18 protein-coding genes and 1 pseudogene are annotated in these 19,522 nt (G+C 72.5%); 9 read left to right on the top strand and 10 right to left on the bottom strand.

What is annotated here, in order from left to right:
* Window positions 1-12 precede the first annotated feature (12 nt).
* The 3 genes from efeB to map form a co-directional block, all read right to left on the bottom strand.
* Window positions 13-1,266, bottom strand: coding sequence for an iron uptake transporter deferrochelatase/peroxidase subunit (efeB, locus tag ACWDAS_RS08635; RefSeq protein WP_450388122.1), 1,254 nt, complete (start codon window positions 1,264-1,266; stop codon window positions 13-15).
* A 19-nt stretch (window positions 1,267-1,285) separates the two neighbouring features.
* On the bottom strand, window positions 1,286-2,434 hold the full coding sequence (gene efeO / locus ACWDAS_RS08630) for an iron uptake system protein EfeO (RefSeq protein WP_450388121.1): 1,149 nt from the start codon (window positions 2,432-2,434) through the stop codon (window positions 1,286-1,288).
* 124 nt (window positions 2,435-2,558) lie between these two features.
* On the bottom strand, window positions 2,559-3,407 hold the full coding sequence (map, locus tag ACWDAS_RS08625; RefSeq protein ID WP_450388120.1) for a type I methionyl aminopeptidase: 849 nt from the start codon (window positions 3,405-3,407) through the stop codon (window positions 2,559-2,561).
* Window positions 3,408-3,471: 64 nt separating this feature from the next.
* Here map and ACWDAS_RS08620 point away from each other — a divergent pair, with 64 nt between their 5' ends.
* The 4 genes from ACWDAS_RS08620 (at window position 3,472) to ACWDAS_RS08605 (ending at window position 7,333) form a co-directional block, all read left to right on the top strand.
* Entirely contained in the window at window positions 3,472-3,705 is a 234-nt protein-coding gene (locus tag ACWDAS_RS08620; RefSeq protein ID WP_450388119.1) for a hypothetical protein, read from the top strand.
* Between the two features lie 34 nt (window positions 3,706-3,739).
* Window positions 3,740-4,720, top strand: coding sequence for a CapA family protein (locus ACWDAS_RS08615; protein WP_450388118.1), 981 nt, complete (start codon window positions 3,740-3,742; stop codon window positions 4,718-4,720).
* Window positions 4,721-4,840: 120 nt separating this feature from the next.
* The gene (locus ACWDAS_RS08610; protein ID WP_450388117.1) at window positions 4,841-5,470 is read left to right on the top strand and encodes a hypothetical protein; all 630 of its coding nucleotides are present in this window, start codon (window positions 4,841-4,843) and stop codon (window positions 5,468-5,470) included.
* Window positions 5,471-5,635: 165 nt separating this feature from the next.
* Window positions 5,636-7,333, top strand: a complete 1,698-nt coding sequence (locus ACWDAS_RS08605) for a carbohydrate binding domain-containing protein (RefSeq protein ID WP_450388116.1) — start codon at window positions 5,636-5,638, stop codon at window positions 7,331-7,333.
* A gap of 25 nt (window positions 7,334-7,358) precedes the next feature.
* Here ACWDAS_RS08605 and ACWDAS_RS08600 read toward each other — a convergent pair whose 3' ends face one another.
* The 5 genes and pseudogenes from ACWDAS_RS08600 to ACWDAS_RS08580 form a co-directional block, all read right to left on the bottom strand.
* On the bottom strand, window positions 7,359-8,633 hold the full coding sequence (locus ACWDAS_RS08600; protein ID WP_450388115.1) for an MFS transporter: 1,275 nt from the start codon (window positions 8,631-8,633) through the stop codon (window positions 7,359-7,361).
* A gap of 167 nt (window positions 8,634-8,800) precedes the next feature.
* Entirely contained in the window at window positions 8,801-9,760 is a 960-nt protein-coding gene (locus ACWDAS_RS08595; RefSeq protein ID WP_450388114.1) for a dihydrodipicolinate synthase family protein, read from the bottom strand.
* A gap of 10 nt (window positions 9,761-9,770) precedes the next feature.
* The gene (locus ACWDAS_RS08590) at window positions 9,771-10,364 is read right to left on the bottom strand and encodes a hypothetical protein (protein WP_450388113.1); all 594 of its coding nucleotides are present in this window, start codon (window positions 10,362-10,364) and stop codon (window positions 9,771-9,773) included.
* A 66-nt stretch (window positions 10,365-10,430) separates the two neighbouring features.
* A complete protein-coding gene (locus ACWDAS_RS08585) occupies window positions 10,431-10,880 on the bottom strand; it encodes a FadR/GntR family transcriptional regulator (RefSeq protein WP_450388220.1) in 450 nt (149 codons plus the stop codon).
* Between the two features lie 30 nt (window positions 10,881-10,910).
* A pseudogene (locus tag ACWDAS_RS08580) lies at window positions 10,911-11,114 on the bottom strand (FadR/GntR family transcriptional regulator); the annotation flags it as partial.
* 270 nt (window positions 11,115-11,384) lie between these two features.
* On the opposite strand from ACWDAS_RS08580, the gene npdG reads away from it, so the two are divergent.
* Both npdG and ACWDAS_RS08570 read left to right on the top strand, forming a co-directional pair.
* Window positions 11,385-12,101 carry an NADPH-dependent F420 reductase gene (gene npdG / locus ACWDAS_RS08575; RefSeq protein ID WP_450388112.1) on the top strand — a complete coding sequence of 239 codons (717 nt, stop codon included), beginning with the start codon at window positions 11,385-11,387 and terminating at the stop codon, window positions 12,099-12,101.
* Between the two features lie 62 nt (window positions 12,102-12,163).
* On the top strand, window positions 12,164-12,346 hold the full coding sequence (locus ACWDAS_RS08570) for a hypothetical protein (RefSeq protein ID WP_450388111.1): 183 nt from the start codon (window positions 12,164-12,166) through the stop codon (window positions 12,344-12,346).
* On the opposite strand, the gene ACWDAS_RS08565 is transcribed toward ACWDAS_RS08570, so the two are convergent.
* Window positions 12,337-13,128, bottom strand: a complete 792-nt coding sequence (locus ACWDAS_RS08565; RefSeq protein WP_450388110.1) for a site-2 protease family protein — start codon at window positions 13,126-13,128, stop codon at window positions 12,337-12,339. The genes ACWDAS_RS08570 and ACWDAS_RS08565 overlap by 10 nt on opposite strands.
* A 265-nt stretch (window positions 13,129-13,393) precedes the next feature.
* Between ACWDAS_RS08565 and ACWDAS_RS08560 the strand changes: the two genes are divergently transcribed.
* Window positions 13,394-13,915: a hypothetical protein gene (locus ACWDAS_RS08560; protein ID WP_450388109.1), complete on the top strand. Its 522-nt coding sequence runs from the start codon at window positions 13,394-13,396 to the stop codon at window positions 13,913-13,915.
* A gap of 236 nt (window positions 13,916-14,151) precedes the next feature.
* Complete coding sequence (locus tag ACWDAS_RS08555) at window positions 14,152-17,517, top strand: BTAD domain-containing putative transcriptional regulator (protein ID WP_450388108.1); 3,366 nt, start codon at window positions 14,152-14,154, stop codon at window positions 17,515-17,517.
* 150 nt (window positions 17,518-17,667) lie between these two features.
* Here ACWDAS_RS08555 and ku read toward each other — a convergent pair whose 3' ends face one another.
* The gene (ku, locus tag ACWDAS_RS08550; protein WP_450388107.1) at window positions 17,668-18,573 is read right to left on the bottom strand and encodes a non-homologous end joining protein Ku; all 906 of its coding nucleotides are present in this window, start codon (window positions 18,571-18,573) and stop codon (window positions 17,668-17,670) included.
* 41 nt (window positions 18,574-18,614) lie between these two features.
* Here ku and ligD point away from each other — a divergent pair, with 41 nt between their 5' ends.
* A complete protein-coding gene (gene ligD / locus ACWDAS_RS08545; RefSeq protein WP_450388106.1) occupies window positions 18,615-19,514 on the top strand; it encodes a non-homologous end-joining DNA ligase in 900 nt (299 codons plus the stop codon).
* Window positions 19,515-19,522 lie beyond the last annotated feature (8 nt).

The following is a 19,522-nucleotide window of genomic DNA, read 5'->3' as shown; positions in this document are numbered from 1 at the left end:
TGTCACTTCCTCTCAGTTGTTCTGGAAGAGCTCGCGGCCCCACCAGTCGTCCTTGCCACGGACGCCCGGCGGTACGGCGTAGACGGCCGAACCCACGTGCTGGATGTACTCGTTGAGCGAGTCGAGCTTCGCCAGCCGCGTCTGCAGCGGGATGAAGCCGTCCCGGACGTCGCGCTGGTACGCGATGAAGAACAGCCCCGCGTCCAGGCGGCCAAGGCCGTCGGTGCCGTCCGTGAAGGAGTAGCCGCGGCGCAGGATCGTCACGCCGCTGTTGTCCGGATGCGCCAGCCGTACGTGCGCGTCCGGGAGCATCGCCTTGAAGTCCGGGGCGTCGTGCTCGCGCTGCTTGCCGATCGGGGCGCCCTCGCCCTTCGTCCGGCCGAAGATCTGCTCCTGCTCCCGCAGCGAGGTGCGGTCCCAGGTCTCGATGTGCATCCGGATGCGGCGGGCGACCAGGTACGAGCCGCCGGCCATCCAGGCCGGGCCGTCCTTGCCGGACACCCACACGTGCTTGTCCTGGGTGGCCTTGTCGGAGCCCGCGACGTTGTGCGTGCCGTCCTTGAAGCCCATCAGGTTGCGCGGGGTCTGCGCCTCGGGGGTGGTCGAGGAGGTCTTGCCGAAGCCGAGCTGCGACCAGCGCATCGCGACCTTGCCGAAGCCGATCCGGGCCAGGTTGCGGATGGCGTGCACCGCCACCTGGGGGTCGTCTGCGCAGGCCTGGACGCACAGGTCGCCGCCGCTGCGGTTGGGGTCGAGGGCGTCGCCGGAGAACTTCGGCAGGTCCACCAGAGCCTCGGGACGGTGCTGCTTCAGGCCGAAGCGGTCCCTGCCGTCCTTCGTCGTGAACAGCGAGGGGCCGAAGCCGATGGTGAGGGTCAGCCGCGAGGCCTGCAGGCCCAGCGCCTCACCGGTGTCGTCCGGCGGGGCCTCGGCGAGGCCGCCGACCGCGCCCTCGCCGACGGGCCGGCCCTGCGTCATCTTGCGGGCGGCGTCGGTCCACTCCTTCAGGAGGGCGATCAGCTCCTCGCGGTCCTCGGTCTTGACGTCGAAGGACGCGAAGTGCAACCGGTCCTGCACCGGGGTCGTGATGCCGGCCTGGTGCGCCCCGTGGAAGGCGATCGCACTGCCCGCGGCGGCCGCGGGCTGCACGTCGTTCCCGGAGCGGACGGCGGCCACGGCGCCCCCGGCCGCGGCCGCGGCGACAGCGACGCCCGCCCCGGTCCAGCCGAGCACCTTGCGACGCGACGTGACGGTCTCCTCGGACATGGTCCGATGCTCCCTTGGATTACTTGGCGACGGCCGCGGCGAGTTTGGACAGGGGCTCGGCGAGCGCGTTGACGGCGTCCGAGAGCTCCTTGCGCTGGTCCTTGCCGACGGTGTCGTAGGAGACGAACTCCGTCGAGCTGCCGCCCTTGCGGTACTTGTCCAGCAGCGTCTTCAGGGCCGGGAACTGCTTGTCCAGTTCCGCGACGAGCTCGGGGTCGTTCTCCGCGGCGACCGGCTTCAGCAGCTCGTACGCCTTCAGGGCGCCCTCGACGTTGGCGTTGAAGTCCGACAGGTCGGTGTGGGAGTAGCGGTCCTCCTCGCCGGTGACCTTGCCGGTGGCGACCTCGTCCAGCAGCTCCTTGGCGCCGTTGGCCATGCTGGTCGCGGTGATGTCGGCGGTGCCGACCCGGCTCTGCCAGTCCTTCAGGTCGTTGACCAACTGGTCGGCGAGCTCCTTGTCGCGGTCGGTGAGCTTCTTGTCCTTCCACAGGGAGCGCTCGAGGCGGTGCCAGCCCGTCCAGTCCTTCTCGACGTCCTGACCCTCCTCCAGGCCGTCCTCGCGGACGTCGACCTTGGGGTCGATGTCGCCGAAGGACTCGGCGACCGGCTCGGTCCGCTCCCAGCCGATGCGAGAGGTGGCGAACTCGGCCTTGGCGGCCTCGAGGTTGCCCTGCTTGACGGCCTCGGCGAACTCGGTGACCGCCGGGAGGGTCAGATCGGCCTGCTCCTGGGCGTACTTGCGGTACGCGGCGACCGCGGCGTCCAGGCGCGAGTCGCTCTTGGCGGCGCCCTTGCCGGTGACGGTGATCTTCTGGCGGATGCCGTCGCCCTGCATACCGGGCTTGCAGGCGATCTCGTACGCACCGGCCTTGATCTCGGCGCTGATGGTGGCCTTGGTGCCGGGGCCGATGTTCTCCCGCTCGGTCACGATCTCGTCGCCGGGCGTGTAGACGTAGACCTCGGTGACCTTCGAGCCCTTGTTCTCCACGGCGAGCTGTACGTGCCCGGCCGGGAAACTGGTCTTGGAGACCTCGCACTTGGAGTCCGTCGCGGTGATCGTGATGGCGTCGGAGGACTTGCCGTCCGCCTTCTCCGCGCAACCGGTGACGGCCGTGACGGCGACCACTATGCCGGCGGCGGCTACGGCGGACATGCGGACGGCGGACATGCGGTCTCCTGGCGGTTCGGACGAGGACGGCTTAGGCAAGCCTTTCCTGTGGAAGGCTTGCCTAACCTATCCGAGGCCCACCTCGCCTTGCCCTCATTTATGCAAAGGAAAGGTAATGGAAGGGTCAAGGCAGGGTCAGCACCTCGGCGCCTGTGTCCGTCACCACAAGGGTGTGCTCGAACTGCGCGGTGCGCTTGCGGTCCTTGGTGACGACCGTCCAGCCGTCGTCCCAGATCTCGTACTCGTGGGTGCCCAGGGTCAGCATCGGCTCGATGGTGAAGGTCATCCCCGGCCTCATCACCGTGGTCGCGCGCGGGTCGTCGTAATGCGGAATGATCAAGCCGGAGTGGAAGGCGGTATTGATGCCGTGGCCGGTGAAGTCGCGCACGACGCCGTAATCGAATCGTTTGGCGTAGGACTCGATGACCCGGCCGATCACATTGATCTGCCGCCCCGGCTTGACCGCCTTGATGGCGCGATTCAGGGATTCCCGGGTGCGTTCCACCAACAGCCTTGACTCCTCGGCGACTTCACCGACGAAGTAGGTGGCGTTGGTGTCCCCGTGGACCCCGTGGATGTACGCCGTGACGTCGAGGTTGACGATGTCGCCGTCGCGCAGCTCGGTGGAGTCGGGGATGCCGTGGCAGATGACCTCGTTGATGGAGGAGCACAGCGACTTGGGGAAGCCCCGGTAACCGAGGTCCGAGGGGTAGGCCTGGTGGTCGCACATGTACTCGTGCGCGATCCGGTCCAGCTCGTCGGTGGCGACCCCGGGCGCGATCGCCTTCGCCGCCTCCTCCATGGCTTGCGCGGCGATCCGCGAGGCGATCCGCATCTTCTCGATCGTCTCCGCCGACTGCACCTCCGGGCCGTCGTACGGCCGAGGCGCCGGCCTGCCCACGTACTCCGGACGCGGGATCGAGGCGGGCACGTGACGGGTGGGGGAGAGCTTGCCGGGAACCAGGACAGACATGTCAGTGAGTGTATCGGCGGCCGGTCGGGCAGCATGGCGGCAGGACGTCGTACGAGGAGGCACGATGGCGCTGTTCAGGCGAGTCCGCAAGCCCGCGGGGAAGCCCGGTGAGTGGTTCTACTGCATCGAGCACCACAAGGTCGAGGAGGGCCCGGAGTGCCCGGCGAAGGACCGGATGGGGCCGTATCCGAGCCGCGCGGAGGCGGAGCGGGCGATGGAGCTGGCGGCCGAGCGGAACCTGCAGTGGGAGAACGATCCGCGGTGGAAGGACCGCTCCCGCGAGGACGAGGGGGACTGACCCGGCCGGAGGCCGCCGGGTGCACGATGGAAGGGTGAAGCTCGGTCTGGCCGGCGACACCATGCTCGGCCGCATGGTCGCCGCGCGGCTGGCCGAGGCCCCTCCGGAGGCGCTGTTCTCCGAGGAGGTCGTGGCCGTCGCGCGGGAGGCGGACCTCTTCGTCCTCAACCTGGAGTGCGCGATCTCCGATCGCGGTGAGCCCTGGCCCGACCCCTTCAAGCCCTTCTTCTTCCGGGCTCCGCCCGTCGCCGTGCGCGCACTCCGGCACCTCGGCGTGAGCTGCGTCAACCTGGCCAACAACCACGCCCTGGACTACGGCCGGGTGGCGCTCCTGGACACCCTGGAGCATCTGGCCGCCGCCGGGATCACCGCCGTCGGGGCCGGACCGGACGAGTCGGCGGCGCGCGCCCCGGCGGTGATCGGCGGCCCCGGCGGTCTCGGCGTCCTGGGCGTCACCGACCATCCGTCCGACTACGCCGCGGGACCGGACCGCCCCGGTGTCGCCTACGCCGATCTGCGCGAGGGTGCCCCGCCGTGGCTCACCGACGGCGTCGCGCGACTGCGCGAGGAGACCGCGGCGGTGCTCGTCACCCCCCACTGGGGCCCCAACATGACCACCGGCCCGGCCCGCTACATCCGCGACGCCGCCTCGGCCCTGCGTACGGCGGGCGCCGCGCTGGTCGCGGGCAGCTCCGCGCACGTCTTCCACGGCGTGCGGGACGGGGTGCTCTACGACCTCGGCGACTTCGTCGACGACTACGCGACCGATCCGCGGCTGCGCAACGACCGGGGCCTGCTCTTCCTCGTCACGTTCGACGGCGCCGGCTGCCGCCCCGTCCGGGTGGAGGGGGTGCCGATCGCCCTCGACTACTGCTTCACCCGGCTGGCCAACGCCGGTGAACGCGCCTGGATCGCGCGGCGGTTCCGGCGCGCCTGCGCCGAGTTCGGGCACCGGGTCACGGAGGAGGGCGGACGGCTGGTCGTCCGCTGGGACGGCGAAGCTACCGGCCCGTAGCACAGAGAGCCCTTCCGTGTCCGAAATTCCGAACCGATTGAGGTCCAGACCAACGGCGCTCCGTTTCTGAGGACATGCGGACCGGATCCGATCGACGGCCGGTCGGAGGAAAGGGGCCCCATGTCCAGGAAACGCACGATGAGCACCAAGCAGAAGATCGCGCTCATGGCCGGCGCGGCCACCCTGGCCGGCGGCTTCGCCGTGGTCACCATGAGCATGGGCCACGCGTCGGTCGTGTGCGACGGGCTCGACCAGGCGCTGCGCAACAACGAGAACTTCATCGCGGGGCAGAAGGCCAACCCCGACGCCCAGTCGGCGGCGCGGATCGCCAACCGCGAGGCGGTGATCAAGCAGATCAACGTGCAGCGCGCGGCCGCCGGATGCGGGGCCGCCCAGGCCGCGCCCGCCGCGCCTGCCGCGCCTGCCGGTCAGGGTCAGGGGCAGAACCAGGGGCAGAACCAGAACCAGGGTCAGGCCGCGCCGCCGGCGAACGGCGCGACGGGTCAGGTGGTCTGCGCGGGCTCGACGGTCACCCTGTCCGGGGAGAGCGGCGCGCCCGCCGCCTCCAGCAACCAGTTCCCGCTGGGCACCAAGCTCAAGGTGACCAATCTGGACAACAACAAGTCGACCACGGTGTCGGTCACCTCGACCTCCGGGAGCTGTGCGCTGCTGAACAACGCGGCCTTCGAGCAGGTCCGTGAGCCCGGCAAGTTCCTGATCAGGAAGGCGCGCATCGAACGCGTCGGCTGACCGGGACCCCGCGGCCGGTCCGGGCCACTGCCGTACCAGGAAGCGGCAGTGGCCCGGACCCCTTGACGAGAGCACGACACTCCGCTTCAATCCGCGTGACAGGTCCAGACCAACGGTCCAGACCACTCGCACAGCGCAGCCCCCCGCCCCCCACAGGGAGGTCACGTGCTCTTCCGTCGTCATGTCCCCCGTACCGGATCGCGCAGATCCCGCATCCTCGCCGGCGTCACCGCCGCCTTCCTCGCCGCCGCGGGCACCCTGATCGCCCTGCCCGGCACCGCCCACGCCGCCAACCTCGTCAGCAACCCCGGTTTCGAGAGCGGCACCCTCTCCGGCTGGTCCTGCTCCGGCGGATCGGTCGTCGGCAGCCCCGTGCACAGCGGCACCAAGGCACTCGCCGGTGCCGTCAGCAGCAGCGACACCGCCCAGTGCACCCAGACCGTCTCCGTGCAGCCCAACACCGCGTACTCGCTGACCGGTTGGGTGCGCGGGGCGTACGTCTACCTCGGTGTCACCGGCGGCGCCTCCACCTGGACGCCGTCCGCCACCTCGTACACCCAGCTGACCGTCCCCTTCACCACCGGCGCCTCGCAGACCAGCGTCCAGATCTACGTGCACGGCTGGTACGCGCAGGGCACCTACAACGCCGACGACATCAGCCTCGACGGTCCGGGCGGCGGAGGCGGCGGTGACACCCAGGCGCCCACCGCGCCCGGCGGCCTCACCTCCACCGGCAAGACCTCCTCCAGCGTCTCGCTGTCCTGGAACGCCTCCACCGACAACGTCGGCGTCACCAGCTACGACGTCTACCGCGGCAGCACCCTGGCCACCACCGTGACCGGCACCTCGGCCACCGTCAACGGCCTCGCCGCGAGCACCTCGTACACCTTCACCGTCAAGGCGCGCGACGCCGCCGGAAACACCTCGGCCGCCTCCAACGCGGTGACCGTCACCACCAGCGCGGGCGGCGGCGGGGGCACCGGCTTCAAGCAGGCCGCACCCTATCTCTACCTCGGCTGGGGCGACCCGCCGAGCCCGTCCACGGTGATGAGCGCCACCGGCGTCAAGTGGTTCACGATGGCCTTCATCCTCTCCTCCGGCGGCTGCAACCCCGCCTGGGACGGCTCCCGTCCGCTGACCGGCGGCAACGACCAGTCCACCATCAACGCCATCCGCGCGGCCGGCGGCGACATCGTCCCGTCCATCGGCGGCTGGAGCGGCAACAAGCTCGGGCCCAACTGCTCCACGCCCGAAGCGCTCGCCGGGGCCTACCAGCAGGTGATCAACGCATACGGCCTCAAGGCGATCGACGTCGACATCGAGAACACCGACGAGTTCGAGAGCGAGGCCGTCCAGGACCGCATCCTGAACGCGCTGAAGATCGTCAAGCAGAACAACCCCGGCATCCGTACGATCCTCACCTTCGGCACGTCCACGACCGGCCCGACCTACTGGGGCGGCCGCCTCATCGACCGGGCCAACGCGCTCGGCGCCGACATCGACGTCTTCACGATCATGCCGTTCGACTTCGGCGGCGGCGCCGACATGTACGGCAACACCGTCAACGCCGCCGAGGGGCTGAAGACCAAGCTGAAGTCCACCTTCGGCTGGGACGACGCCACCGCCTACGCCCACATCGGCATCTCCGGCATGAACGGCCTGAGCGACCAGCAGGAGAACACCACCCCGGCCATCTGGACCCAGATCCGGGACTGGGCCAACTCCCACCACATCGCCCGGCTCGCCTACTGGGCCGTCAACCGGGACCGCCCGTGCCCCGGCGGCGGCGTGACCAGCAACTGCTCCGGCATCAGCCAGAGCACCTGGCAGTTCACCTCGATCACCGCCGGGTTCACCGGCTGATCGGACCGCAGGCCCGCCCCACGGGTCAGGCGGCGGAGGGCACCGTGTCCTCCGCCGCCTTCCGCATGCTCACGGCGTGCTCGTTGGTCCGGGCGTCGTACGCCATCAGCGTCGGCAGGCAGGCGGCCAGCGCCCCGACCGCGGCCACGCACGCCAGCCCGCCGGTCCAGACCGAGGTGCGCAGGCCCAGCACCGCGGCCGAGCCGCCGGCCCGCACCTGGCCGAACTGCGGGCCGATGGTGAAGGAGAGCAGTTCGATGCCGGCCAGCCGGCCGCGCAGCGAGTCGGGGATGGTCTGGTTCCAGATCGTGGCCCGGAACACCCCGCTGACCATGTCGAACGCGCCGGCCAGCGCCAGGAAGGCCAGCACCAGCCACACGTTGCGGGACCAGCCGGCCGCCGCCATGCACAGGCCGAAGCCCGCCGCGGCCAGCACGATCGCCCGTCCGTGCCGGTGCACCCGCGACGACCAGCCGCCGGTGAGGCTCATCAGCAGCGCACCGGCCGGCAGGGCCGCGTACATCAGGCCCAGCGACCAGGGCGCGCCCAGGTCGTCCGCCATGAACGGGAACACGGCGATCGGGAACGCCAGCCCGGTCGCCGCGATGTCCACCACGTACGTGCCCAGCAGTTCCTTGCGGCTCCACGCGTAGCGTGCCCCCTCCGCGATCGAGCGCAGGGACGGGCGCTTCGCGTCGTGCGAGGGCGGCGAGGGCCGCAGTCCGAGGCCCAGGACGACCGAGACGGCGAAGGTGACGGCGTCGATGGCGTACGCCCACCGCAGTCCGGCGTACGCGATCAGCACACCCGCCAGGGAGGGGGCCGCGATCGCGCCGATCTGCCAGCGCAGTGCGTTCAGCGAGGCGGCCGCGGTCAGCTGCTCGTGCGGGACGATGCGCGGCACGATCGCGTCCAGTGCCGGCCGCTGCAGCCCGCCCAGCGCGCTGGTCAGCGCGGCGACCACGTACAACGGCCAGATCACCGGCCGTGGCAGCAGGGTGTTGACGAGCAGCACGGCCGACAGCACACCGAGGGCGGCCTCCGTCCACAGGATGAGCTTGCGCCGGTCCAGGGCGTCCGCGAGCGCCCCTCCGTAGAGCCCGCAGACGATCAGCGGCACGAGTTCGACGGCGCCGAGGGCGCCGACCGCGAGCGTCGAGCCGGTCAGCGTCTTGATCTGGACCGGGACGGCCACGAAGGTCAGGAAACTGCCGAAGTTCGTGATCAGGCCCGCGCACCACATCAGGCGGAAGTCACGCGAGGTCCGCCAGGGTGCGAGGTCGGGAAGGAGTCGGGGCACGGTGTCGCATGCTCCGCGCGCGGGCCGCCCGGCGCAACCGGGTTTTCGCCTGTCCGCACCCCGCCGGGGCGCTCGGGAGAGGGCCGCGAGGCGGTCGGTCCCCGCACTGCCGGGGAGCCGCGCGGCCGGCGTTCCCTTCACGCAGGCCCGCCATGGCGCACCCGCCGCTACGGCATCAGCCCCGCGGCCGCCAGGCGCTGCCGGATCACCGCGACCGCGGTGTCGTCCAACGGCACCTGCGGGGGTGCCGTGGCCCCGCAGGTCAGGACGCCGCGCAGCCGCAGCGCCGCCTTGAAGGCGCCCAGCGCCGAGGAACTCGGGCCCATCGGCGCGGAGGCGGCGCCCGCGTCGACGATGGCGTAGAGCGCCGCGAGCCGGTCCTGCTCCGCCGCCGCCTCCCGCCAGCGCCCCGCGACGGCGTGCTCGTAGAGCCGCACATAGCCGTGCGGGTCGACATTGCCGAGGCCGGGCACGACACCGCGCGCGCCCGCCAGAAGGGCGCCGTCCACGGCGAGTTCGGACCCTGTGAGCAGGGAGAAGGCGGCGTCCGCGGCGCGGCGGCGGAGCTCGACGAGCAGCCGGCGCATGGGGCCGTCGGCGCCGCTGCTGTCCTTGAGGCCGGCCAGGGTGCCCTCCTCCGCGAGGGTCAGCACGGTCGCCGCGGGCAGCTTGGTGTGCACCGCCGAGGGGATGTCGTACGCGAACAGCGGCACCCCGCCCGCACCGTCCCGCACCCGCCGGAAGTGGTCGGCGATCTCGACCGGATGCGTCGCCGCGTAGAAGGGCGCGGTCGCCACCAGGGCGTCGGCGCCCGCCGCGACAGCGGCCCGCGCGTGCTCCAGGACGCGCGGGGTGGTCATGTCGACGACCCCGGCCAGCACCGGCACCCGGCCCGCCACGGCCTCCACGACCGCCGTCAGCGCGGTGCGCCGCTGCGCGTCGGTGAGGAACGCCGTCTCGCCGCTGGACCCCAGGGCGAAGACCCCGTGCACCCCCGCCGACAGCACATGGTCGACCAGGGCGCGGAGCCCCCCGGTGTCGACGTTCCCCGTCCGCGTGAGCGGGGTGCACAGCGGCGGCACGACGCCGCGCAGCGGACGGAGCGGATCGGTCCCGGTTCCGGTCATGGAGCGCTTCCTACCAGCTCGCCGGGGGCGGCGTCACCAACTGCTCGGCGAGCCGCGCGAGTCGCGGCAGCCGGTCGCGCAGCCGTACCCGGCGTCCCGCCGCCGCGCTGACCAGATGCTGCAGCACGTCCATGCCGACCTCGGACGGCTCCGGCGGCGCGGTGAGGGCGTCGTGCGCGAGACCGCGCAGCTCCGGGTCGCCCGCGTCCATCGCCAGTACGGTCGCGCCGGCGCGCCGTGCGTCGTCGACCCGCTCCAGCAGCGCGGCCTCCGCCCGCTCGGGCGTCACCACCAGCACCGTCTCGCCCCTGCGCACCGCCGCCAGCCGGGCCGTCCCGACCGCGAGATGCGGGGGCGCGCCCGGCGGTACGCGGTGCCGCACCAGGGTCGGTGACAGTTCCGGCAGCCCGCTCCAGGCGGCCTCGTCGTCCAGGTGGGCCGCCATGTGCCACGGCTCGTAACCGCCGCTGCCGACGAGCAGCAGCCCGCCCGCGGGTCCCCGCCGGACGGCCCCGCGCAGTGAGCCCGCGAAGGACCGGGTCAGCTCCGGCCACTCGCTCCCGGCCAGCAGTTCACGGACGACCTCGACCCGTACGGCATCCATGCTCCGCATCCTCGCGGACCGCGCCCCCGCCCGGCCCCGCTTCGCGCCGTGCTCACCCGAACGTGGTCAGTCCGCCTGGTCCGGGGGCAGTGTCCTGTTCACCCGCTCCCGCACGTCCGTGAAGTGCCGCCGCATGGCGGCCCGCGCCGCGCCCGCGTTCCCGGTGCGCAGCGCGCCGACGACGGCCCGGTGGTTGGCGATGAGGCGCTCGACCGGGTCGTCCGCGGGCGCGAGGGCGGCGCCGACCTCGTGGTAGGCGCTCCAGAACAGGTCGATGAGCTGCAGCACGAGTTCGTTGCCGCAGGACTCGTAGAGCAGTGCGTGGAAGGTGCGGTCGGCGTCGGGGTCGTGGACCATCCGGGCGGCGAGCGCGTCGAGTTCGTCCAGGCGCTGCGGCGGTATCGTCCCGGCCACCTCGCCTATCAGGCCGACCTCGAGCAGTTCGCGGACCGCGACCAGATCGGCCAGGGCCCGCACCCGGGAGCGGAGCTGGAAGGTGAGCGAGGGCATCAGCACCCGCAGTGGCGCCTCGCCGACGAACGTGCCCGTACCGTGCCGGATCTCGACGATGCCGAGTGCCTGCAGCGCCCGCACGGCCTCGCGCACGCTGTTGCGGCTCGCGCCGAGGAGGTCCATCAACTGCGGCTCGGTCGGCAGGGTGGCGCCGGGGGCGAGCCGCTGCTCGTGGATCAGCTCGATGATGCGGTCCTGGAGCCTCGGGCCGCGGCTTCTGCCGACGGTTCTGGTCACGGGTGGCCGCCCTTCCCTGTGCTGTCGCGCCCTCTTGACGTTCCGTCAATACCTCCGTGCGTCGTCCGCGCGGGACAAGGGACGTCCTGCGTCCGCCCCGCGGAGCGCATCGGGAGGCACCACCGATGTCATACCTCACATCCGTCGCCTTCCGAGCCGATACCGGCGCGTACGCGGGCTTTCGCGGGTCGCGCACACCCGCGGGGCGAGCGGTGGGTCACAGCGTGACCGGGAGGCCATGGACCGCCCTCACCTGGCAGGATCGGCGGTATGACTGTTGACAGTGGCAATGAGACCCCCGCCCCCAAGGCCCCGGCGAAGGACCCCTGGGAGCTGCCCGACGTGTCCGGCCTCGTCGTCGGTGTCCTCGGCGGCACCGGCCCGCAGGGCCGCGGCCTGGCGTACCGGCTCGCCAAGGCCGGCCAGCAGGTGATCATCGGCTCGCGCGCCGCGGACCGCGCCCAGGCCACGGCCGACGAGCTCGGCCTCGGCGTGCAGGGCGCCGGCAACGCCGAGACCGCCCGCCGCAGCGACGTCGTCATCGTCGCCGTCCCCTGGGAGGGCCACGCCAAGACCCTGGAGTCGCTGCGCGAGGAGCTCGCCGGCAAGCTCGTCGTCGACTGCGTCAACCCGCTGGGCTTCGACAAGCAGGGCGCCTACGCCCTGAAGCCGCAGGAGGGCAGCGCCGCCGAGCAGGCCGCCGCGCTGCTGCCGGAGTCCCGGGTCACGGCCGCGTTCCACCACCTGTCCGCGGTGACGCTGGAGGACCCGGAGATCGACACGATCGACACCGACGTCCTCGTCCTCGGCGAGAGCCGGGCCGACACCGACCTGGTCCAGGCCCTGGCGGCCCGCATCCCCGGCATCCGCGGTGTCTTCGCGGGCCGGCTGCGGAACGCGCACCAGGTGGAGGCGCTGGTCGCCAACCTGATCTCGGTCAACCGCCGCTACAAGGCCCACGCAGGTCTGCGCCTGACCGACGTCTAGGCCCGGGAGGGCATGGGGGACAATGAGCGGGTTCGTGACCGACCCGACAGGAGCCGCCCCCCATGCCCCGCCTCGCCCTCTACGCGCTCGTCCTGTGCGCCCTCGCCGTGGCCGCCGCCGTCGTGTCCTTCGTGCAGGGCAGCTGGCTCGGCGTCTTCTGGATCCTGATCGCGGGCCTGACCAGCAACATGTGCTGGTACTACCTGCGCAAGGCGAAGGCGGAGCGGGCCTCCGGTCAGAGCTGAGGGTCGCCGTCCCAGAAGCGGAAGAAGCTGTAGCCCAGGCCCGACAGCCCGTCCGGGACGCCGAAGACCCGGGTCACCGAGTCCACGAAGTCGAAGAACGCGACGTTGACCTCGGGGATCCACAGCACACCGAAGACGGCCAGCAGACCGAACTGCGCGAACGGCTCCATCTGGCGCCGCACGCCGTACGACAGCCACGGCTCGATCACGCCGTAGCCGTCCAGCCCCGGCACCGGCAGCAGGTTCAGGATCGCCGCCGTGACCTGCAGCATCGCCAGGAACGCCAGCGCGGCCGCGAAGGGTGCCTGCGCCCGGTCGTACGGGTCCACCACGTGCAGCGTGAACGGCAGCAGCAGGACGATCGCGAACAGCACGTTCGTCAGCGGCCCGGCGGCCGAGATGAGGCTGTGCTTCCAGCGGCCCCGGATCCTGCCGCGCTCGATGAAGACGGCACCGCCGGGCAGGCCGATGCCGCCCAGGATCACGAAGACCACCGGCAGCACGATGCTCAGCAGCGCGTGCGTGTACTTCAGCGGGTTCAGCGTCAGATAGCCCTTGGCGCCGATCGAGATGTCGCCGCCGTGCAGGGCGGTACGGGCGTGGGCGTACTCGTGCAGGCACAGGGAGACGATCCAGCCCGACACGACGAAGAGGAACACGGCGAAGCCGGTGCTGGTGGAGAAGGCCGTCCACACCGCCCAGCCCGATACGGCCATGATCGCCACCAGCCCGAGGAAGATCGGGCTGATCTGCCGCTCACTGCGGGTTGCTGCGGTGGTCATCGTGCGGGCTCCTGCGGAGGGCGGTACGGGATCGGTCGTCGTGCTGGCCGCCCGATCATGCCATCCGGCCGTCGCCGGGCACACCCACGGCGGCATAACGCCTGGCGAACGCCGGACGTTCCTGGGGCCCGTCGGACGTCCGGGTCGCGACGGCGTTGCGATATGTCATCGATCGCGCACGTTCCGTCCTGCGGGGGCCGCGGTGGGCGCACCCTGGAACCGTCCGGGGCCGGGGGGCCCGGGGCGGGGTCAGGACGGGGGAGTCATGACACGGAAGAGGTTCGCTGTACCGGCGCTGCTCGGCATCGCGGCACTCGGCCTGTTGCCGGGCTGCGGCGTGCCGCTGGCGGGGGTCACCGGCATCGCCGTGAGCGAGGACGGCAGGCCGCTGGGGGTGATACTGGTCTGCCACGACCACATCGACGCGGCCGTGCTGTACGACTCCGACGAGGAGGACACCTCGGCGGCCCGCCTCGGCAGGTGGAGCCGCAGCAAGCCGGCCACGGGGTTCACCGTGTGGTCGCTGGAGAGCGGCGGCAGGGGCTGGAACGCCGAGGTGCCGGCGTCCGTCCCCTTCGAACCGCAGCGCACCTACAGCCTGTTCGGCGGGACCCGGGACAACTCCTGGTCGACGAGCCATGTCGATTTCACCGCGGCCCAGTTCGCCCGCCTCGAACCCGGCCAGGTCCGCTGGTACAAGGGGATGGGGAGGCCCGGCACCGATCGGGACGGCTTCGCCACGGTGCCGGTGGGGGAGTTTCGTGCGGAGGGATGCGAGGGTCGGTGACCCGGCATTCGTCTGCGGCGCCGCGGTGGTTGCGGTCGCGGTTTTCCCGTGCCGCCAGGTTGTTGCGTGCGGGTGCGTCGCGGTTTCCGTAGGCGTGTTCCCCGCCCTCCCGCCGCGGGCGCAGGGAACCCGCACACGAGGCACGGGCGGGGCCCCCGTGGGGAGGAGGCGATCCTGGTTGCCGCGGCTTCACAACCCGGGGGCGGCCGCACAGCCGCCTCCGACAGAATGGGGGCGTGCGCTACGGCATTCTCGGGACGACCCAGGTACACCGCGAAGACGGCACCGCCGTACCGCTCGCCGGTACGCGGCTCAGAGCGCTGCTCGCCGCGCTGGCGCTGCGGCCGGGGCGGGTGCGGACCACCGAGGCGCTGATCGACGAGGTGTGGGAGGGCGAGCCGCCCGCCGACGCGACCGGGGCGCTGCAGGCGCTGGTCGCACGGTTGCGGCGGGCCATCGGGCACGAGGCCGTCGGCTCGGTGGACGGCGGCTACCGCCTCGCCGCCGTGCCCGACGCCGTGGACCTGTACCGCTTCGAGCGGCTCGTGGAGGACGGCGGCCGGGCGCTCGCGGACGGCGACGCCGCCAAGGCGGCCGAGGCCCTGGACTCCGCGCTCGCGCTGTGGCGCGGCCCGGTGCTGGCCGACCTGCCGGACCGCTCCTCCGTCGCACCCCGCTACGACGCACTGCGGCTGGACGCCAAGCGGCTGCGGATCACCGCCGAGGTGGCACTGGGCCGCGCCGAGCAGGTGCTGCCGGAGGCCGTGGAACTGGCCGTGGCGCATCCGCTCAACGAGGCCGTGCAGGTGCTGCGGCTGCGTGCGCTGCGCGAGGCCGGCCGGGCGGCGGACGCGCTGGTGGCGTACGAGGAGGTGCGGCGCGAGCTCGCGGAGACCCTGGGCACCGACCCGGGCCCCGAACTGCGGGCGCTCCACGCCGAGCTGCTCAACCCGGCGGAACCGGTCCCGGTTCCGGCCCCCGCGGCCGCGCCCTCCCCGCCCCCCGTCGTGCCGCGGCGGCTCGGCAACGCGCGGGCCCGGCTGACCAGTTTCGTCGGCCGCGAGGCGGAGCTGGACGCCATCGCCGCGGACCTGGCCGCCGCCCGGCTGGTCACGATCACCGGCCCCGGCGGCACCGGCAAGACCCGCCTGTCCCAGGAGACCGGCGACCTGGTGGCCGGTCGCTGGCCGGACGGCGTCTGGTTCGCCGAGCTGGCGCCCGTGGAGGACCCGCGCACCGTGGCCGTCGCCGTGGTGAACGCGCTCGGCCTGCGCGAGACGCTGCTGCACGCGGCCTCGGCGACCGAGGCCGCACTGGCCGCCGAGGCGAAGGGCGCCGCCGCCAAGGACCCGCTGCTGCAGCTCACCGAGTACTGCTCCGGGCGCCGCATGCTGCTGGTCCTCGACAACTGCGAGCACGTGATCGGCGCCGCCGCCGAGCTCACCGAGCGGCTGTTTGCGCACTGCCCCGACGTGGCGGTGCTCGCCACCAGCCGTGAACCGCTCGGCGTTCCCGGTGAGCTGATCCGTCCGCTGGACCCGCTGCCGCAGCCCCCCGCCCTGCGGCTGCTCGCCGACCGCGGCGCCGCGGCCCGCCCCGGCTTCACCCCGGACGAGGATCCCGAGGCCTGCGCCGAGCTGTGCCGCAGGCTCGACGGACTGCCGCTCGCCATCGAGCTGGCGGCGGCCCGACTGCGGATGATGACCCCCCGTCAGCTCGTGGACCGGCTCGGCGACCGCTTCCGCATCCTCACCGCGGGCAGCCGCACCGTGCTGCCCCGCCAGCAGACGCTGCGCGCGGTCGTCGACTGGAGCTGGGGCCTGCTCACCGAACCCGAGCGGATCGTGCTGCGGCGCTTCGCCGTCTTCGCGGGCGGCTGGGACCTGGCCGCCGCCGAGGCGGTCTGCGGCGACGATCCCGCGGGCGGCGTCGTCGTCGACGCGCGCGACGTCGCCTCCCTCCTGGCCTCGCTGGTCGACAAGTCGCTGGTCGTCGCGGACCTCACCGAGGACGGCGCGCGCTACCGCACGCTGGAGACCATCGGTGAGTACGCCGCGGAACGGCTCGACGAGGCCGCCGAGCGGGACGCGGTGGGCCGCCGCCACACCTCGTACTTCCGTGAGTACGTCCGCACCGCCGACCCCGAACTGCGCGGTCCCCGCCAGCTGTTGTGGCTGGAGCGCCTGGAGCGCGAGCACGAGAACCTGCGGGCCGCGATCCGCCGGGCCGTGGAGACCGGGGACGAGCAGGAGGCGCTCTGCCTGGTGCTGGCGTGCAGCTGGTTCTGGGAGATGCGCAACTACCGCAGCGAGATCGGCCACTGGCCCGGCGTCGTGGCGGCGATGAGCCCGGTGGACCCCTTCGCCGGCCCGCGCGAGCTGCCGCCGCTGGACCGCGGGCCGCTGGACGGCCCGCTGCCGATGACCCCCCAGCTGCTGACCGAGGCCCGACGGTGGGCGCGCACCGCCGAGGTGTTCGCGTACATGGGGGAGCGGGACGTCTGGAACGACCCGCAGTTCGTGGAGCTGGGCGAGGCGATCATCGAGGCGTATCCGCCGCATCTGCCGCAGTCCAGCCTCCGGCCGGGGCTCTTCCGCATGCTGGGCGCCATGCTGACCGGGCGCTTCGACCGGATGCCCGAGCTGATCGACGCGTCGGTCCAGAGCTGCCGTACCCATGGCCGGGTGTGGGAGCTGGCGTTCGCGCTGCAGTTCCGGGCCAAGGTGATGAACGACGTGGAGGACCGGCTCGACGCCTCCATGGAGGACATCCGCGAGGCGAGGGAGCTGTTCAGCAGGGTCGGCGACGACTGGGGCATGGCCGAGGCGCTGTCGGCGGAGGCCGAGGCGACCGCCAACGGCGGCGACTGGGCGCGGACCGTGGAGAGCTGCCGGGAGGCCATCGCGCTCGCCCGCAAGCTCGGCGCCCACCAGCATGTGCCGATCCTGATGGTCCGCCTCGGCGACGCCCTCGCCAACAGCGGCGACGACGTCGAGGGCGAGCGGCTGATCCGGGATGGCGTGGCGGACGCCGAGCGCTTCCGCCCCGTCGGCGACGACGCCAGCTACTACGGCAGGGTGCTGCTCGTCGCCATCCTCGGCCGCCGCGGCGACCTGGACGAGGCCTTCGAACTGCTCGACGCCATGCAGGCCGATCCGCCGCGGGGCATGCCCTCGTTCATCTTCGGCCTGCTGGCCGCGATCCGCGGCTGGCTGACCGGCATGGCGGGCGATCCTTACGGCGGACTGCCCCATCTCGCCGAGGCCGTCGCCTACATGGACGCGCATCCGCTGAGCCCGGTCATCGGGCCGCGCCTGGGCGTACTGCTCTTCCCGCCGGCCGTCTCCCTCTTCACCGGGATCGCCGGGCTGCGGGGCGGGGGCGAGGACGCCGAAGGGCCGGCCCGCCGCGCCGCGGTGGTGCTGGGCGCGCACGACAGCCTGCGGCAGACCGCGTGCACCCCGTGGGAGCGGCTGAGCCTCGACGAGGACGCGGCACGGCTGCGCGGGCACCTGGGCGAGGAGGCGTTCGCGGCGGCGTACCGCGAGGGCGAGGGCCTCACGTTCCCCGAGGCGAACGAGCTGCTGCGCGAACACCTGTGACGCCGTCGAGCCGGACGTCCCCGCCCGCGTGACCCGGGCGGCGCCCACCGTACCGGTTTCCCCGGCCTCCGGGCCGGCGCGGAGGGCGACGAGGGAAGGGGGCCCGCGAGCCCGCCCGCGGGCTCCTCCCGGTGGGCCTGTACGCAGCGGTCAGCCGGCCTTCTTGCGGGCCGTCGTCTTCTTGGCCGCGGTCTTCTTGGCCGCCGCCTTCTTCGCGGGGGCCTTCTTGGCGGCGGTCTTCTTCGCCGGGGCCGCCTTGCCCGCGGCGGCGGTCTTCTTCGCGCCGGCCTTCTCGCCGCCGCGGGCGTCGATGCTGGCCTGGAGCGCGGCCATCAGGTCCACCACGTTGTCGGGGGCGGCGGTCACCTCGGCCATCTCGGGCACCGGCTCGCCCTCCAGCCGGGCGGCGACCAGTTCGTCCAGCGCGTGCTGGTACTCGTCGTGCATCGACTCCAGGTCGAAGTCCTCGGAAAGGGTGTCCATCAGGCTCTGCGCCATCTTCAGTTCCTGCGGCCGCACGGTGACCTTCTCCGACGGCGCCAGCCCTTCGGCGGCGCGGAGCTCGTCGGGCCAGTACATGGTGTGCAGGACCAGCACGTCCTGGTGGACGCGCAGCAGCGCGAGCGATTCACGGGTGCGCAGCGCGATCTTGGTGACGGCGGCCTTCCCGCTGCTGTTCAGGGCCTCGCGGAGCAGGACGTACGGCTTGGCGGCGGCGGTCTCGGCCCCGACGTAGTAGGCCCGGGACAGGGACAGCGGGTCGATCTCGTCCGCGTCGACGAAGGCGAGCACGTCGATCAGCTTCTTGCTGGGCAGCGGCAGCGCGGCCAGGTCCTCGTCGGTGAGGACCACCGCGCGCCCCGCCTCGTCCTCGTACCCCTTGGCGATCTCCGAGTAGGGGACCTCCTTGCCCTCCTTCTCGCAGAACCGCTTCATGCGGATGCGGCCGCCGTCCTCGGCGTGCACCTGGTGCAGGGAGACGCCGTGTTCCTCGGTGGCCGCGTAGAGCTTGACGGGAATGGAGACCAGCCCGAAGCCGATCGCACCTTTCCACATGGATCGCATACTTTCGTCCCTTTCCGGGGACTTTCCAGACTATGCCCGCCCCGTCAGCCTCGCCCGACCGGCAGGCGGTCGAGGTGGACGGCCGCCGCGTGGTCCTCACCCACCTGGACAAGGTCGTCTTCCCCGCCACCGGCCACACCAAGGCGCAGCTGCTGCAGTACTACGCACGCATCGCCCCGGTCATGGTGCCGCACGCCGCCGGGCGCCTCGCCTCCTTCGTCCGCGCCCCCGAGGGCCCGTACGCCCAGCGCTGGTTCGCCAAACGCCCGCCCGCCGGCACGCCCGACTGGGTGACCACCGCCGGGGAGGCCGACGAACCGCACATCGTCGTCGACTCCACCCCGGCCCTGGTCACCATGGCCAACCTCGGCGCCTGGGAGGTCCACGTCCCGCAGTGGAGCGTGGCGGGCGGCCGCGACGCCCACGACCGGCTCGTCCTCGACCTCGACCCCGGCGAGGGCGCCGACCTCGTCCTGTGCTGCCGGGTAGCGGAACGCCTGCGGCAGATGATGGAGGACGACGGCCTCACCGCCTTCCCCGTCACCTCCGGCAGCAAGGGGCTCCACCTGTACGCCCCGCTGCGGCCCGCGCCCGAGGCCGCCGCCACGGGCTACGCCAAGGCGCTGGCCGCCCGCATGCGCGACGAGCACCCCGGCCTCGTCCTCTTCTCCATGACCCGCAGCCTGCGGGCGGGCAAGATCTTCATCGACTGGTCCCAGAACGCCTCCGCGAAGACCACCGCCTGCCCCTACACCCTGCGGCTGCGCGACCGCCCCGGCGTCGCCACCCCGGTCACGTGGGAGGAGGTCGCCTCGTGCCGGAAGGCCGAGGATCTCGCCTTCGCCCCGGAGGAGGTCCTGGAACGCGCCGCCGGGCACGGCGACCTGCTGGCCGCCCTCGACGACGACTCCGTACGCGGCAGCCTGCCGTGACGGGCACG

It is taken from the genome of Streptomyces sp. NPDC001070, from assembly GCF_053598835.1.
This window is presented reverse-complemented; position numbering and strand designations above follow the sequence as displayed.